Raw genomic sequence first — 16,755 nt, 5'->3', positions numbered from 1 at the left:
AATAGGTTAGTTTTTTGCGATAAAACATAAGTGTTTTAACAGATAATCTATATTAATCATAATTAGGAATTTTTGCTACTCATGACTTTTTTCATTACCACGGGTAATTGAATTAAATCAAAATCATGATCAAACAATAGAAATCTCTTCTCCCATTTATTGGAATACTTATCTTTAAAATCTCTTTGATTCTGGTACTTACGATATTTGGGGATTTTTGTCGATACGAAATTCATGATATGCTCTGCCGGATTATCTGGTCTATCGAGTCCCATCAACGGCACCATACCAAGGTTAATGAACCTATAATCATGGATTTTAGCATATTCAATCAATTTGACTATTAAGCCATCCATACATGATCCAGGTGCATTCGAGACTTTCCGAAATAAATCGTAAGTACATTCATCCATCGCATAGTCAGGAATTACATTCAGAAAAGCCACAATCTGTCCCGCAGCATCTTCAATCGTGATAATGTCCAAAGACCTTAGGGCAGATATATCAAACTGACCTTGAGAAAAAACCACCTCCTTACGATTGTTTTCCAGTAGCCATTCATCAGAAACAGACTTGAGTTTAACTAAGAATTCCTTTGTTTGGGGACCGTAATGAATTACAGATTTATAACCATTCTTATCCAAATAATTGAGACCATTACGCAAAGACTTTCTCGATTTCCCAGAAAGGTTAAATTGCTGAATATCCAACACGCCTTCTTGCCCGATCAACAGTTTCTTTTTCTTTAACCCTTGAAAATTCAGTAAACTATCTTCAGAAACTCGAAAATAAATACTCTTCATCCCCTTCTTAAGACAATAACACTCAAACTCTTTGATTATTTCTTCCTTATCTGTCCAATGACAAACCGGTTCATCCAATACTACAGCATATTTATTGGCTTCCCGGTAGGAAACAAACCCCAATGAATTCCTGGAAAAATAAAGCTCCTTCTCCTTTGAAATCTTAAAATAGTCCATAGAAGAATTTCCAAATTTATCCAACAATGTCTTGGCCATGGCCAACTCATCCTGACCATTGTTAATCGGAGTATATTTCTTAGGAACTAAGATCGTATAGAAGAATAGAATCCAACAGATTAATCCCAAAACATTGCTAATCTGCAAAAACTCCTTACCAAACTGCGTTTGTGGTTGTAACTCGTTGTTAGAAAATAGTAGAAATTCCTTTAATGCAAAACCGAATGATTCCTCCCAAGTGAAATCAATTCCAAAATGCCTTTTGTCGATAATATAGAAACTAACAGTTTCAAACAGCAATACTCCAATAAATGAAAACAAAAATGTAAACACACCTATTCTCAACCAAAACTTATTGGTCTGAACTCTATATTCTTCGCGATTAAAGATTAAAAACCCCAGGGTAATGGCAGAAATAATTGATTCCTCATAATCGAATCCCTTGATTAAATGTCCTAATATTGAAATCGTGCAAAAAATACAGGCAAACCAATAAGCTGCTCTAAAGCCACGAAACAAATATGTTGAACTCACCAAAAGCCCCGCACCAATAATCAGCACCAATAACTTCGAAATGGAAAGAGCTTCTGCTGGGAAATAAAATCGCTCCAGATGAAAACGATTCGCCAATGGCGGGGTAATAACTGAAATAATATTGACCAATCCCAATAAGAAAATCATTACTGCAGGTCCAATTCTGGTAATTAGTTGTGCGCCTTTTAAACTGAAAGCAATCAAGCCAAATACCAATGGTAACCAAAACTCAAAAACACGATAAAGTAGTGTGATCCCTAAACCAGCCTCATGGCTATAACCGAACTTTTTAAAAATCAAAAACATCGACAGCTCAACCGCTCCCAAACCCCTTAAAAACGGGGAAACAATCATCAATAAGGTGGAAATGATATAACCCATTAATGCTGCCTCAAAAGACATTGGCAAACCAAGGGCATACATCGCAATCAAAATATGGAAAACACCACAGAACTCTACTACCGTACTGTAAAACAATGCTAAGAGCAAATGTCGCTTGTTAACCTGACTTGAAAATAGATTTGAAAATTGACCAATAGCCTTTGGAAATCTTTTCTCAAACCAATAGTATAATCGAGTTTTATATCTAAAACAATAAATTATATAAAACGATAATCCCAATATCAATCCTAAAATCAATAATGGACCCAATAAATTATCAAATTGGTCACTCTTCCAACTCGTATAAATCAGGATAGGTACAGCAATGAGAAAAACAGAAAACATCGCAACGTATCCATATAAGATACTGGCTTGATGAATCTGAGTCTTGTTCAGGTTCATTCGCCTCAATTGGGAAGTACTATAAGCTAATGATGAAATGCCGCCGGCAGGCAAAAAAACACTCAGAAAATTTCTTTTTAAAAATAAATCCAAAGCAATTCTCAAACTTATCCGAAGATTCATCGCTCGGAAACTTGCGATATATATATAAGCCTGTATAAACACAAAAGCAACAGTCAATAATACCCCAATAAATAGCCATGGAATATTACACTGCTCCATTAATGGAATTATTTGCTCAATCTCTTTCCGCTGGTCCCGAAAAAAAACAAAAACCAATAAAATAATTAAGATACCTAATGACTCCTTCCAATAACGTAAAGGCTTAAATCTCCTCAGATTTCTGATCAGGACTTTTAACATAAAAATTAAAATACTATCGCAACAATTAGAGTAAATCTAAACTTCTATTATTTACAATAAGTTAAAATTTTATAATCTAATTATAAATAAATCACTAATAGCGCTAAGCACAAAACCCTGAATTAGAATTTTAGTCAATCGTTTGATTGCATTCAAAATTTTTTATTCAAACAAACCTTATATATCTTCAAGGAATCTATAAAATAACCAAATGAAAAAATTGACATATTCATTTTATTTACCTTTGACGCTGTTTGTTTTGCTGACCTTAGCTTGCTCTAAACAAACCTATACAGCGGCCAAAAATAAAAGCATTGACAGCACTTATACCTTACCTTTGGCAGGCAATGCATTCATAACCTCGAAAGAATCAGGCTCATCTGAACAAATCAGCAACAATGGACTAACAAACTGGTCAAATGAAAATACAGTGATCAGTTCATACATTCGGGTGAATAAAGCTGGAACTATAAAACTTGGATTAAATGCCAAAGTATTACCTGACGGGAATTCAAGCCAAGTAAAAGTTACTGTCAATGGTAATAGTAAAACGATCGATCTTAAAAACTCTGAAATAAATGAATATCCAATTGGTGATTTCACAGTGGACACAGGCTATGTGAAGATTGACCTCCAAGGAATCGATAAATCTGGTGCCTATTTCGCAGATGTAACAAGCTATACCATTACAGGAGATGCCGTTAGCAATGGAGTAACTTATAGCAATGATCCTGAATTCTATTATTGGGCCAGAAGAGGACCTTCTTGTCATCTCGCTTATACCGTTCCAACAACCGAAAAAGTGAATTATTACTATTCAGAGATTGAAGTCCCTCAAGGATCAGACCCTCATGGTTCATATTTTATGGCGAATGGATTCGGAGAAGGGTATTTTGGTTTTCAAGTAAACTCAGATACAGAAAGACGAATTTTGTTCTCTGTTTGGAGTCCATTTAATACTGATGATCCAAATTCAATTCCGGATGACCATAAAATAATACTGAACAAAAAAGGTCCAGAAGTTCAAACCGGAGAATTTGGCAATGAAGGTTCTGGTGGTCAGAGTTTTCTAAGGTACAATTGGAAAGCAGGAACAACCTATAAATTCCTTTTAAAAGGTGAAGCTGATGGAACTGGAAAAACAGATTATACAGCATGGTTTTATGCTCCAGAACAAGGGCAATGGAGACTGATAGCAAGTTTTAAAAGACCTAAAACAGATAAATATCTCACAAATTTCCATAGTTTCCTAGAGAACTTTAACCCTAACCAAGGACACTTAGCAAGAACTGCAGACTATAAAAACCAATGGGTTAGAACAACTTCAGGAAATTGGGAAAAAGTTTCAGAAGCAAAATTCACAGTAGATAATACGTACAGGTCAAAACAAAGAATTGACGCCATTGGAGGTAAAAACAATAACGGTTATTTCCTGAAAAATGGCGGTTTCTTTAGTGAGTTGGTTACCCCCGGCACGAAATTTAATTTCGATAATATAAGCCAAGCGCCACAAATTGACTTTAACTCGTTACCATAAGTACATTATTATTCACCCAAATTAGTATATTTACTTTGATGATACATGTTGCCTGTGCCTTAATTGAAAAAGATCAACAGTTATTGATTTGTCAAAGATCTGCTGATATGAAACTCCCCCTAAAATGGGAGTTCCCGGGAGGAAAATTGGAAGATGGTGAAACCCTGCAAGAGTGCTTGTTGAGAGAGGTGTTGGAGGAGATCAATCTAAAAATTGAAATCGTTGAAGAACTCACAAAGGTAGAATACCACTACCCAGATTTCTCACTGACCCTTTATCCATTTGTTTGCACCATAATTGGTGGTGAAATTAATGCAAACGAACATGAACAAGTGTTATGGGTTGATAGAACTGAACTGTTCCGCTTTGATTGGGCAAATGCAGATCTCCCAATCGTAGAAGAATATATCCGTACCCGAAGAGAAGAAGTATAATAATAAGACATAAAAAATAAAAGCATGGTGAAACTCAATTCACCATGCTTTTTTATTGCCTAAAGCAATTGTCTCAAAGCCAATTCATAAGCCCTGGACGATATATGTGTTTTGGTTTCTGGCATATATTCATGGATGTTTTTCAAAGCCTTTAAGATTACTTCTGAAACATCTTGGAACAATGAATCATCACTGATTTCAATATTAGGCTGCATCAAGTATGCAAATACCCGAGCCATACCACAATTGGCCACAAAATCTGGAATAACCGCAACATGCTGATCTGCGTATTCCATCACTGGACCATAGAAAATCTCCCTATCAGCAAAAGGAACATTTGCACCTGAAGCAATCACTTCCAGTCCATTTTCAACCATCAGCTGAATCTGCTCCTTTGATACCAACCTCGATGCTGCCGCAGGGATGAATATCTCAGCTCCCATTTCCCAAATCCTAGAATTAATCTCCTCAAAACTCAACATGGAATCAGCAAATAAAGAATTTCCTTTTCGTCCTAAAAACAAATCGCGAATCTCATCCTCCGTAAAACCATCAGGATTCAGCAATCCTCCAACCCTGTCGATTATCCCCACAATCTGAACACCCATCTTACTCAGATAGAATGCAGCCGATGCAGCTACATTACCCCAGCCTTGTATTATGGCGCGTTTTTCAGAGATTCTACCGCCAAATAAATTATAAAAATGTTTTACTGACTCAGCAACACCATATCCTGTGATCATATCAGCAACCTTAAACTTGCGCTTAAGGTCTGGGCTATAATGTGAGTCCTCCAAAACTTTGGAAACTCCATATCTCAATTGACCAATTTGATGAATCCTGCCATTCTCACGAATATCAAAATGACCATTCAAAACACCTTCTTGAGGGTGCCATAAACCAAACTGCTCAGTCAAAGGAATTACATCATAGATTTCATCTACATTGAGATCACCACCCGTTCCGTAATAATTCTTCAACAATGGAGTCACTACCTTAAACCAACGTTGCAAAACATCATGCTTTCTGGGGTCGGCAGGGTCAAAATTAATTCCCGATTTTGCACCGCCGATTGAAGGACCTGAAACGGTGAATTTTACTTCCATCGTCTTTGCCAACGACTCCACTTCATTACGATCTAGTCCTGAACGCATCCGTGTACCACCACCGGCAGCTCCCCCACGCAATGAGTTGATAACAACCCAACCCTCAGCATCTGTCTCCGTATCCTTCCATTCAAAAACAATCTCCGGTTGTTTTTGCTCAAATTCTTGCAATAATTCTTTCATTATCAATAGGTTCATCTGGATATATTATAAATTACCCCTCTTTTCTTGCTCTCTTTCAATCGCTTCAAATAAGGCCTTGAAATTCCCTGCACCAAAACTCTGAGCACCTTTGCGCTGAATAATCTCAAAGAATAAGGTAGGACGGTCCTCAACTGGCTTCGTGAAAATCTGTAGCAAATAACCCTCTTCATCCCTATCAACCAAAATCCCCAGTTCCTGAATGGCTTTGATCTCCTCATCGATCTCACCAACACGTTCTGGCAACATATCATAATATGCCTCTGGTGGAGCGCCCAAAAACTCTACACCACGTGCCTTCAAAGCTTTTACGGTACTCAAGATATCATTGGTGGCCAATGCCGCATGTTGAACTCCCTCCCCTTCATAAAACTCCAAATATTCCTCTATCTGTGACTTTTTCTTTCCTTCTGCAGGCTCATTGATTGGAAATTTAACATAACCATTACCATTACTCATCACCTTACTCATCAAGGCAGAATATTCTGTATTGATCTGCTTATCATCAAAAGACAAAATATTCACAAACCCCAATACATCCTGATACCATTGTACAGTTTCATTCATCCTGTCCCAACCTACATTTCCAACACAGTGGTCAACATATAATAAACCCGTTTCCTCTGGCTGATAGTCACTCTCCCACTTTATATATCCTGGCATAAATGGCCCATTGTAGTTCTTGCGTTCAACAAACATGTGCACCGTTTCCCCATAGGTATAGATTCCAGCAGTGCGTACTTCACCATGCTCATCTTGTTTTACCTCTAGCTCTTGGTACACTTTGGCACCTCGCTTCACCGTTTCTTGCAATGATTTTTCAGCATCATCAACCCATAAAGCAAGCACCTTCACTCCATCGCCATGTTTCTTAACATGCTCTGAAATCGCACTGTCAGATTTTAATGCAGTAGTCAGAATAATTCTGATTTTGTTCTGCCTTAAAACATAAGAAGCCCGATCCCTAATTCCAGTCTCAGGACCAGCATAAGCCTCCGATTGGAAACCAAAAGCAGTCTTATAAAAATGAGCCGCCTGCTTCGCATTGCCTACGTAAAATTCTATATAATCAGTTCCATTGATAGGCAAAAAATCCTGTGCCTTGGCAATCTTCTCTGCAAATGTTTGTGTCATAATATTTTAATGTTTATTTTAAGTCTAACCATGATTTATAATAATCCTCATCCTCTATTTTTACAGCCTCCTCTGTTAACATCAGAGGTCTGAAAGGATCAATCATCACTGCGAGTTCCTCCGTTCTGGTCTGTCCAATGCTTTTCTCAACGGTACCAGGGTGAGGACCGTGCGGAATACCTCCCGGATGCAAGGTAATCTGCCCCTTCTCTACAGAATTCCTGCTCATGAAATCTCCATCTACATAATAAAGAACCTCATCGGAATCAACATTGCTATGATTATAGGGAGCGGGAATAGATTGAGGATGGTAATCATACATCCTTGGACAAAAACTGCAAAGGACAAATGAATTTGTTTCAAAGGTTTGATGAACGGGAGGTGGTTGGTGCAGCATCCCTGTAATCGGCATAAAATCATGAATTGAAAATGCCCAAGGATAATGATAACCATCCCATCCTACAAAATCAAATGGATGAGTTCCATAAATATATGGATAGATCAATCCTTGTTTTTTGATCTTAACCTCAAAATCACCTTTTTCATCGTATGTTTTCAGGTTTTGTGGCTTTCTGATATCGCGCTCACAGAAAGGAGAATGCTCCATCAATTGTCCAAATTCATTTCGATATCTCTTGGGAGTACGGATTGGTTCAAAGGATTCTACAATGAATAATCTATTTTTATCCGTATCAAAATCTATTTGATAGATTACCCCTCTAGGGATAACTAAGTAATCGCCATAGCTGAATTTTATCTCTCCATATCCAGTCCTCAAAGTACCTGTTCCTTCATGAATAAAAATAACTTCATCAGCTTGACTGTTCTTGTAAAAATAATCGTTCATGGAATCCTGTGGCGCTGCCAAAGAGATATGAAGGTCAGAGTTGACCAAAACAGGAGTTCGACTTTCTAAATAGTCTGCTTTTGGTTTCATCTGGAATCCTTTCAGACTTGTGTGCTTCAGATGCTTTTCCCTAGCTACTTTGGGCGAAACATCATAAGGATCCTTGATCTCTTTTACGATCGTCGGTGGATAGCAGTGATATACCAAGGAATATACACTCGAAAACCCATGGGTGGAGACAAGTTCTTCTGAATAAAGCTCACCATCGTCCTTTCTGAAAACGGTGTGTCGTTTTTGAGGGATTCTTCCCAATTGATGATAAAGTGGCATAATTAAAAGTTTATAAAAAATGATTGAATAATAATTGAGTTACATAGCCTAAGCCATATATCAATTCTTAAAAAAATGAAATTGGAAAATTAGTATTGTGCAAAAACAACATCAGCAATCAATGCCTTGATATAAGGCATCAAACCTTTCGGAAGGTTCTTCTGATTCATGTTGGTTAAGTTCATATTGGGTATCAATTATTTCAAAGATAAACTTTATAATTCTATATTTACAGGGATTTACAGAAAATAAATATGGTATTATGATATTTAATTTCTTATATCCATAATATTATAACCATTGTAAATTTTAAAGCAAAGCTTTCAAAAATTCATTATGAAAATTGTAACATACTTTGAAAATGGCAAGGAACAGCTCGGTTTCGTCTTAGAAGACAAAGTCTTTCCGAGCCATATGATCTCCAATAAAATCCCCAATTCAACATTAGAACTCATCCAACTTGGAAAACAAGGCTTAAAAATTACCCAAGATGAATTGGAGAAATTCCAAAAAATCGAAGGCTATCAAAATGAAGGATTGAATTTCTCTGAAATAAGATTGGCAGCCCCACTCCCTAACCCAACATCTTTTAGAGATGCCTATGCTTTCAGACAACATGTCGAAACATCACGCCTCAATCGCGGCCTCGAAATGATACCTGAATTTGATCAATTCCCAGTATTTTACTTCTCTAACCACCAAGCGATACAAGGTCCGGGACCTGTCTATTGCATGCCTGAGCATTTCGACAAAATGGATTTTGAACTCGAAGTTGCCATCGTAATAAATAAAAAAGGTCGAAACATAAAAGCAATAGATGCTGACAATTATATTGCAGGGATAATGATCCTAAACGACCTTAGTGCTCGAAATCTACAAATGCAGGAAATGAAACTAAACCTTGGCCCGGCCAAAGGAAAAGATTTCGCAAGTATGTTCGGTCCCTATCTCGTCACATTCGATGAACTGGAAAAATACAAAACTAAAACCATCGAGGGCCATATCGGAAATACCTATGATCTAAAAATGAAATGTTGGGTAAATGACGAATTGCTTTCTGAAGGTACACTAGCCAGCATGCATTGGACATTTGCAGAGATTATAGAAAGGGCATCCTATGGAGTAACTTTATTTCCAGGTGATATAATCGGATCAGGAACAGTGGGTACTGGTTGCTTTTTGGAATTAAACGGAACCGCAAAAAGAAAAGACCCTAAGCACCAAGAACAATGGTTACAACCCAATGATGTTATCAAAATGGAAGTGACAGGATTGGGAACATTAGAAAACAAAGTCTTCCTCGATGAAGAATCAGAACAATAAATCATTTTATAAACTTATATATGCAGTTCAACGAAACGAAAACATTTGACCAAAAAACTCATGGATCGCTATTCGATAGCATGATCAAATTTGCCATAGCTCCAAGACCAATCTGTTTCGCATCTACGATTGATAAGGATGGCAATGTGAACCTTAGTCCCTTTAGCTATTTCAATTTTATGTCCACAAATCCGCCAGTATGCGTATTTTCTCCCCTGACAAAAATGAGGGATGGACAGGACAAACATACCCTCGCAAATATCAGGGAAGTCAATGAAGTAGTTATCAATATCGTAAATTATGATATTGTTCAACAGACTTCGTTAGCAAGTACAGACTATCCTAAAGAAGTAGACGAATTTGTCAAGTCTGGCTTGACCGCCATTCCATCTAAATTCATTAAACCACCACGTGTCGCTGAATCTCCCGTACAGTTGGAATGTAAAGTTCGAGACATCATCACTATCCAAGAAGGCGGAGGAACTGGCAATTTGGTCCTAGCAGAAGTAGTATGCATGCATGTCCAAGGACAATACCTTGATGATAACGATAATATTGACCAAGCTGCTCTTGATCTCGTGGCTAGATTGGGTGGAAATTGGTATTGCAGAGTTACGAAAGACAACTTATTTGAAGTCCCAAAACCTCTCAGAAAATTAGGAATTGGAGTAGATCAACTCCCAGAACATATCCGTAATTCATCCATCCTAACTGGCAACCAATTAGGATTGTTGGCTAATATTGAAGTTTTGCCAGAATTGGATGAATCAACAAAAAATGATGAACATATCGTCAGCCTTCTTTCCATGTGGTCAGAAGACCAGGTCCAACTCAATAACGAACTGCAAAGATACGCCGCAAAATTCCTAGATGATGGAATGGTAGACGAAGCTTGGCAAGTATTATTGGTAAACTAATTCCAAATTGATGGGTTGGGTCTTCGCAAGAAAGATACCATCAGAAATTAATTTGTTAAGGTCAGGATTTTTCCTGGCCTTTTCTTTTAGCCGCTGTTCCAGTAAAATCTGCATTTCTGAATCATCATCTTTAAATGCAAGTTCATATAATTCGACCGTCGCCAGCCAATCTTGTGAAAATTTGCGATCTAGGATATCAGCCAATTGTGATATCGTTCGGTCTGAATGTCCAAGCTCCCGCAAGTCACGTATTTCTTGATAAATCTGGTGAAGCTCTTTCTGCTCTTCAGTCCAAATCAGCTTTTCAGTTTTAACCTCCGAAATCGAAATTTCAGGTTCAAATGCAAATTTATCTGCAGCACCAGCAAAAACCGACTTTATGGAACTTCCAACAGCCATATCAAATATGCCCCATTCTGGTTGAAAAATCACTTCAGAAGTAGGCTCATGTAAAACTGTACAATCTTCAAAACTGATGATCAAAACATGACCCAATTCATTGAACTCAAATCCCTTAACTTGTCCAGTAACCATTATGCCAGATCGAAAATATAACGTCGAAGGATTTCCAATTTCGATACCCATTTCCTTCAAATCTTCTATTTTACATTCCTCCAATGATTTCCTTTTTCCCAATAGCTCTCCTATAGGTGAGCTAAACCCATCTTTATGATAATTCTTACCATGGCCTGAAAGCTGCTTATTATGGTATGCTAAGGCAGTTGGGCTGTTTGTTTTGATGGCAAACAATCCTTCATCCATAAAAAATGAAGTAAAGATTCCAGATATTTGAAGTCCAGAACTAAGTTCTACCGTACATACATTCTTGCTGTCAATAGCTTTCTCCAACCCTTCCATCCCTCCTTTTCTAAATGCCATTTGCTCAGCAATTTCATCCAAAACTTTGTAGGCATGTTTAAAATCTGGCGTTACAAATAATTGAGGCTGTGGTTTTGTAATATCATAAGAATACTGAAGAGTATCTAAATTATAATCCAACTTCTTGACATCTGCTTGCATACAGGTAGCACTTTCACCTATCGATGACAATAACCCTGCACCATAGATCTTATGATCTTCAACAGTACCTATTAACCCATATTCTACCGTCCACCAATGCAACCTGCTTAACAGAGCCATTTCAGAAGGTTCTCCCATATTAGTGGAAATATTATTGAAATGCTCAGTAGCTATTTTTATTTCCTCCTCGCTTGCATCTTCTTTTTCCTTTACGATAGACAATGCCCTGATTGCTTCATAAAGCTCAAAATCTTTAGCAGAGCTCATGGCCTTCGAACCTACCTCTCCAAAATATTGTAAATATGCAGCATATTCAGGTTCCCCAATGATTGGAGCATGACCGGATGATTCATGGATAATATCAGGTGCTGGAGTATAAGTTATATGTTCAATCTGACGAATATCCGCGGCAATAACCAGAACACAATGCGCTTGAAACTCCATAAATGCTGCCGGTGGAATAAATCCATCAACTTTCACTGCACCCCAACCAATCTTCTGCAAACTGTCATTCATGGATTGCAAGTTTGGAACCCGTTCAATGGTCAAACCAGCTTTTGTCAAACCAGGTATATAAGGATAGTATGCAATGTCCTTCAAATATGCGTAGTTCTGGCGCATCACATAACGCCAAATTGCTTGGTCCAATGTACTGTAACGGTCGTAATTCTGCTCCACCACGTACCTTTGCAAATGTTTAGGCAATTGCTCCAGAACGGGATTATTATACGTATTCATCATAATTAAGTTTAAACAAACTTAAAACTTTTAACTACATAAACAAAACAACCTACTGTCAATAAAATGACAAATTATTATGTTGCCGTACCAAACTCTGAAAATCCCCTAAATTATATCGGCCTATGGTAAATTATTTATTTTGAACCCCAACAATTTCATATTTTTGCAAAACTTCTTAACTCACCTGTGTGTTATGGAGTTTAAGATTCCTGTCGATAATCTTGAAAGACAGGATTTTATATGTTATGGAGGAAAATCTTAGACTTTTTGACCTTGCCCTTAGGCAAGTTGACCTGTTCCCAAACCTAAATATGTTCGCTCATAAAAAGGATGGTGAATGGAAAACCCTGACTTCAGTAGAATATTTGGAGCAAGTAAATGCTATTTCCAAAGGACTGATCGAGTTGGGCGTAAAACCTAATGACAAGGTAGGATTAATTGCTGACAGCAGTATTGAATGGCACATCGTTGACTTCGCAATCCAACAGATTGGAGCAATTGTGGTTGCCATCTATCCAAATATCAGCGATTCTGATTATCAGTTTATCTTTAATGATGCTGAAATCAAATTATGTATCGTTAGCAATAAAAATCTCTTCAATCGTCTTACTCAATTAACAGAATCCATATATACACTCAAGTATATTTTCTGCATTGATAAACATGAAGGTATACGCAATTGGGATGAGCTCAAAACTGTAGGTGCACATATCCCTGATTCTAAGATCGAAGAACTGAGGGCAAATATCAAACATACTGACCTTGCGACCTTGATTTATACCTCCGGTACAACTGGAAAGCCAAAAGGTGTGATGCTAACGCATCACAATATAATTTCCAATGTGGAAGCTGCCAGAGAAATCACGCCTTGTAAAGCTTATGACCGCGGACTTACTTTCTTGCCCCCTTGCCATGCTTATGAAAGAATGGTAATTTATACTTACATGTATATTGGAATCACCATTTATATCGCAGAATCTCTTGACAAAATCGGTCAAAATATTGGCGAAGTGAAACCTCATATCATGACTGCAGTCCCTCGAATCTTAGAAAAAGTATATGAGAAGATCATGAAAACGGGACTGGAACTGACGGGTGTGAAACGCAAAATCTTTGATTGGGCCGTAGAGGTTGCAGAAAAGTATGATCCGAATCCTGAAAACAGATCTTTTGGATACAACCTCAAACTAAAACTTGCCAAAAAATTAGTTCTTGATAAATGGTATGATGCATTGGGCGGACATCTCTTGACTGTTGCCTCCGGCAGTGCTTCCTTACAGGCTAAGCTTGCCAGAGTGTTCCTCGCAGCAGGAATACCACTTTATGAAGGTTATGGAATGACCGAAGCCTCCCCTTTGATCTCTGTCAATCATTACTTGAAAGGAATCCGTATCGGCACAGTTGGATTGGCCGTAAAATATGTTGAAATTAAACTCGCTGATGACGGGGAAATCCTTGTGAAAGGCCCTAACGTCATGCAAGGATACTACAAGAACAAAGAAGAAACGGATAAAACCATTATCGATGGCTGGTTACATACCGGCGATATCGGGACATGGGAAGATGGTGTCTTTTTGAAAATCATAGACCGCAAGAAAGAAATGTTCAAAATTTCTGGTGGTAAATACGTTGTTCCACAACCTATAGAAAAGAAATTGCTGGAATCAAACTATATCGAACAAGCTATGGTCATTGGTGACGGACAAAAATTCGCATCGGCATTTATCGTTCCCAACTATGCACACCTACAAGACTGGTCAAAAAATGAAGCACCAGAATTAAAAGGAATGCCAAAGGATAAATTTCTGCATGAAGCGAAAGTGGTCCGAAAAATCAATAAGGAAGTTCAGCTTGCAAACCAACATTTCGGAAACTGGGAGCAGATCAAAAAGCCTATCATCCTAAACGATGAATTCACCATTGAAAGCGGCGAATTGACACCGACCCTAAAAATGAAACGAAAAGTCATCCTAGAAAAATACAAGAAAGAATTTGAAGAGTTGTATAGGGTGGATTAGATGTGAGATGTGAGATGTGGGAGGTGGACCGCCCTTCGACCGGTGGCTGAGCGGAGTCGAAGCCCAGGGACCTACTTCGACCGGTGGCTGCGTTGGTTGAGCGGATTCTCAGCCGGTCGCTGAGCGGAGCCGAAGCGCAGGCTGAGAGACAGGTCATCTTCAGGACAACCTGATGCGATATAATTCACTATCAATGCCCAAGCCAGTCGCTTCGTTGGCTATGCTGGTTGAGCGGAGTGGCCCTTCGACTCAGGGACCGACTTCGACCGATGGATGCGTTGGTTGAGTAAAGCCGATCTTCGACTCAGTGGAAGGCAGAACCGAAGCCCAGGAACCACCCTTCGACCGGTGGCTGCGTTGGTTGAGCGGAGCCGAAACCAGGAGTCGAAGACCAGGGACCACCCTTCGACCGGTGGCTAGCGGAGTCGAAGCCCAGGGACCATCCCCCCGCCCAATGTCATTAAGCTAAGGGAATTTAACAAATATGCCACACCTACGRCGTTGATTTTTGAGGCGATTTTCACTTCTATAGATATKKCATGCCGMYGGCATTTAAGAGATATTTCATGCCTCCGGCATTTAACCCCGATGGGGTTTTTGGGGTGTATGTCCCTATTTTTTTCTTAACTTAATGACATTGCCCCCGCCCTGGTTGGTGTCCTCACCAACCAGCAACTTATCAATCTAAAAAGCCCTAACCTCAAAAATAGTGCTCGGTATCCCCACCGACCAAGTATGCCTTATTCCTATAAACTTTACCAATTCTTATGTCTTATGTCTTATGTCTACTGTCTATGTCAGCCCTACCTAAAGAAATTTTATTAACTTTATCATAAAAACCATATCTTAGTCTACAACTAACGACACCAAATAAACAAATAGTAAATTTTATGTTAAATTTCTTTAAACCAATTCTATGAGATCTACTACTATTAAGTTATGCATCATGCTACTGCTTTTTATTGGATTCACAAACCTTCAATCCTGTACAAAGAAAGCTCCTGAAGAACCTAAAGTAAAACCGGAACCAGAACCAAAGCCAGAACCTGAACCCGAAAAAAACTTATCATATTCCTACAGTTCTGAAACCATTCAAGAATTTAATCTTTACCATAAGGACCAATCCAAATCATCGTTTGAAGCTACCGAGCAGAGTAAATTCTTTAAAAACAGACCAAAGTACTTCCGGCCACAAACCATGAAATTCAAAAATGATTCATTATTCATTTCAAAACTTGGAGATTACCAAGAAGCCTATAAAATAAAATGGGAAAATGAAAAATTGTTGATCTACCAAGATGAAGACAAATCCTGGAAACATTTTGCCGACAAAAATGACAAGGACCAACTCTCCTTGAATATAGTTCTATACAACAGTGAATTGAAAAGTGCCAACTCAAATGCAGTACGTACAGGACAGTTATATAACCCTATTTCTATCCATGACATACTGAGTGACCAAAGCAGTGCTGACATGAAAACGATATGGCTGAAGATCAATACCATTTATTCACCTGAAAAGAATTAACCATGAAAAGAAAATTACTAGTCCTGTTCCTTAGCCTCTTTTGCTTAAATTCGATAGCCCAAGAAATTCAAGATGAAACCAACAGGATATTTATCAATAAGAATCCAAAAGAATTATACCTCGGAGCAATCCTAAAGATCAGTTCTCTTGATAAAGACAAATATGAAATTGTTGAAGGATCTAATCTGCCGCAAGTAACTTATCTCATGATCAACAAAGATGTCCCTCCGATGACTCCCAACCTGAGTTCGATGAGAGATTTTATCCGCAAAGAAATTAAAGGCGAAGACCTGTCTACTATCGTCAGCACAGGTTATCCTAAAGTGCTGAAGGTAGAATCGTATGAAAAATTGGGAGCTGTATTCGGCGAGAGGATAAATCCTGAAATCATGCTGGCCGTGAATCCAAAGTCAAAAAAATCAAAGTCACTCTATGTTGCCACTTTTACAAATATGATCTATACCATTAATTGTCAAACTGATATCGTGAAAGCAAAAGCACATCCTGCATTGAAAGGACTAGACCCAAAAGATTTGATGTATGTTGAACAGTTATCATTTGGAAGATTTGCAACCATTTTCATAGAATCAGATGCAGAATATGAAAAGATTGAGGCCTTAGTGCAGAAGAAATATGAAAAAAAAACCCTGACAGATCAGGAAGAATCAATAATAGCCAATTCGACCATACATTTCCAAATCTTGGATTACAATGAAACAGGACTCGCAACAGGTGATCCATTTGACGTCATACGAGAATATATCTCCGCACCAATAACCGAAAATGACTTTCTGAGACCTATTTGGACCTCTGGAATAAATTTGAACGATGGTGACATGGTATACACGCCATTAAAATAAAAACGAAAATCTTATCATATATCAAGATAATCCTCAAGCAGAACGTTTAATTTTACTCCAATAAGTGATAGACTAATTGTAGAAATAAGTGCTCTTGTT

General features: G+C 38.1%; 12 protein-coding genes. 7 read left to right on the top strand and 5 right to left on the bottom strand.

The window, feature by feature from the left end; all coding sequences use genetic code 11:
* Positions 1-62: 62 nt before the first annotated feature.
* Positions 63-2,660, bottom strand: coding sequence for a phosphatidylglycerol lysyltransferase domain-containing protein (locus CRT24_RS20275; protein WP_099372917.1), 2,598 nt, complete (start codon positions 2,658-2,660; stop codon positions 63-65).
* A 211-nt stretch (positions 2,661-2,871) separates the two neighbouring features.
* Between CRT24_RS20275 and CRT24_RS20270 the strand changes: the two genes are divergently transcribed.
* A complete protein-coding gene (locus CRT24_RS20270) occupies positions 2,872-4,197 on the top strand; it encodes a DUF3472 domain-containing protein (protein ID WP_099372916.1) in 1,326 nt (441 codons plus the stop codon).
* A 38-nt stretch (positions 4,198-4,235) separates the two neighbouring features.
* A complete protein-coding gene (locus CRT24_RS20265) occupies positions 4,236-4,631 on the top strand; it encodes a (deoxy)nucleoside triphosphate pyrophosphohydrolase (RefSeq protein ID WP_099372915.1) in 396 nt (131 codons plus the stop codon).
* Between the two features lie 59 nt (positions 4,632-4,690).
* On the opposite strand, the gene CRT24_RS20260 is transcribed toward CRT24_RS20265, so the two are convergent.
* Genes CRT24_RS20260 through CRT24_RS20250 form a run of 3 tightly spaced genes read right to left on the bottom strand, consistent with a single transcriptional unit; the run spans position 4,691 to position 8,249 of the window.
* Positions 4,691-5,920: a Glu/Leu/Phe/Val dehydrogenase dimerization domain-containing protein gene (locus tag CRT24_RS20260; protein ID WP_099372914.1), complete on the bottom strand. Its 1,230-nt coding sequence runs from the start codon at positions 5,918-5,920 to the stop codon at positions 4,691-4,693.
* Positions 5,921-5,944: 24 nt separating this feature from the next.
* A complete protein-coding gene (hppD, locus tag CRT24_RS20255; protein ID WP_218962671.1) occupies positions 5,945-7,072 on the bottom strand; it encodes a 4-hydroxyphenylpyruvate dioxygenase in 1,128 nt (375 codons plus the stop codon).
* A 13-nt stretch (positions 7,073-7,085) separates the two neighbouring features.
* The gene (locus CRT24_RS20250; RefSeq protein ID WP_099372912.1) at positions 7,086-8,249 is read right to left on the bottom strand and encodes a homogentisate 1,2-dioxygenase; all 1,164 of its coding nucleotides are present in this window, start codon (positions 8,247-8,249) and stop codon (positions 7,086-7,088) included.
* A 336-nt stretch (positions 8,250-8,585) separates the two neighbouring features.
* Here CRT24_RS20250 and CRT24_RS20245 point away from each other — a divergent pair, with 336 nt between their 5' ends.
* Both CRT24_RS20245 and CRT24_RS20240 read left to right on the top strand, forming a co-directional pair.
* A complete protein-coding gene (locus tag CRT24_RS20245) occupies positions 8,586-9,572 on the top strand; it encodes a fumarylacetoacetate hydrolase family protein (protein ID WP_099372911.1) in 987 nt (328 codons plus the stop codon).
* Between the two features lie 20 nt (positions 9,573-9,592).
* Entirely contained in the window at positions 9,593-10,489 is an 897-nt protein-coding gene (locus CRT24_RS20240) for a flavin reductase family protein (protein WP_099372910.1), read from the top strand.
* On the opposite strand, the gene CRT24_RS20235 is transcribed toward CRT24_RS20240, so the two are convergent.
* Positions 10,475-12,250, bottom strand: coding sequence for an aromatic amino acid hydroxylase (locus tag CRT24_RS20235; RefSeq protein ID WP_306473193.1), 1,776 nt, complete (start codon positions 12,248-12,250; stop codon positions 10,475-10,477). The genes CRT24_RS20240 and CRT24_RS20235 overlap by 15 nt on opposite strands.
* Before the next feature lie 245 nt (positions 12,251-12,495).
* On the opposite strand from CRT24_RS20235, the gene CRT24_RS20230 reads away from it, so the two are divergent.
* The 3 genes from CRT24_RS20230 (at position 12,496) to CRT24_RS20220 (ending at position 16,656) form a co-directional block, all read left to right on the top strand.
* Positions 12,496-14,268: a long-chain fatty acid--CoA ligase gene (locus CRT24_RS20230; protein ID WP_099372909.1), complete on the top strand. Its 1,773-nt coding sequence runs from the start codon at positions 12,496-12,498 to the stop codon at positions 14,266-14,268.
* A 916-nt stretch (positions 14,269-15,184) separates the two neighbouring features.
* The gene (locus tag CRT24_RS20225; RefSeq protein WP_144034624.1) at positions 15,185-15,796 is read left to right on the top strand and encodes a hypothetical protein; all 612 of its coding nucleotides are present in this window, start codon (positions 15,185-15,187) and stop codon (positions 15,794-15,796) included.
* 2 nt (positions 15,797-15,798) lie between these two features.
* Complete coding sequence (locus tag CRT24_RS20220; protein ID WP_099372907.1) at positions 15,799-16,656, top strand: hypothetical protein; 858 nt, start codon at positions 15,799-15,801, stop codon at positions 16,654-16,656.
* The last annotated feature ends 99 nt before the right edge of the window (positions 16,657-16,755 follow it).

It is taken from the genome of Sphingobacterium sp. 1.A.5 (genome assembly GCF_002734235.1).
In the GTDB taxonomy this organism is placed as follows: Bacteria; Bacteroidota; Bacteroidia; order Sphingobacteriales; family Sphingobacteriaceae; genus Sphingobacterium; species Sphingobacterium daejeonense.
Note: the sequence above shows the minus strand (reverse complement) of the source record. Positions and strands in the feature narration are given on the sequence as shown.

Coding starts and splice junctions, on each gene's coding strand:
- CRT24_RS20275 (WP_099372917.1), bottom strand. CDS start 2,660: ATGTTAAAAGTCCTGATCAGAAATCTGAGGAGATTTAAGCCTTTACGT.
- CRT24_RS20265 (WP_099372915.1), top strand. CDS start 4,236: ATGATACATGTTGCCTGTGCCTTAATTGAAAAAGATCAACAGTTATTG.
- CRT24_RS20220 (WP_099372907.1), top strand. CDS start 15,799: ATGAAAAGAAAATTACTAGTCCTGTTCCTTAGCCTCTTTTGCTTAAAT.
- CRT24_RS20240 (WP_099372910.1), top strand. CDS start 9,593: ATGCAGTTCAACGAAACGAAAACATTTGACCAAAAAACTCATGGATCG.
- CRT24_RS20230 (WP_099372909.1), top strand. CDS start 12,496: ATGGAGGAAAATCTTAGACTTTTTGACCTTGCCCTTAGGCAAGTTGAC.
- CRT24_RS20245 (WP_099372911.1), top strand. CDS start 8,586: ATGAAAATTGTAACATACTTTGAAAATGGCAAGGAACAGCTCGGTTTC.
- CRT24_RS20270 (WP_099372916.1), top strand. CDS start 2,872: ATGAAAAAATTGACATATTCATTTTATTTACCTTTGACGCTGTTTGTT.
- CRT24_RS20250 (WP_099372912.1), bottom strand. CDS start 8,249: ATGCCACTTTATCATCAATTGGGAAGAATCCCTCAAAAACGACACACC.
- hppD (WP_218962671.1), bottom strand. CDS start 7,072: ATGACACAAACATTTGCAGAGAAGATTGCCAAGGCACAGGATTTTTTG.
- CRT24_RS20260 (WP_099372914.1), bottom strand. CDS start 5,920: ATGAAAGAATTATTGCAAGAATTTGAGCAAAAACAACCGGAGATTGTT.
- CRT24_RS20235 (WP_306473193.1), bottom strand. CDS start 12,250: ATGATGAATACGTATAATAATCCCGTTCTGGAGCAATTGCCTAAACAT.
- CRT24_RS20225 (WP_144034624.1), top strand. CDS start 15,185: ATGAGATCTACTACTATTAAGTTATGCATCATGCTACTGCTTTTTATT.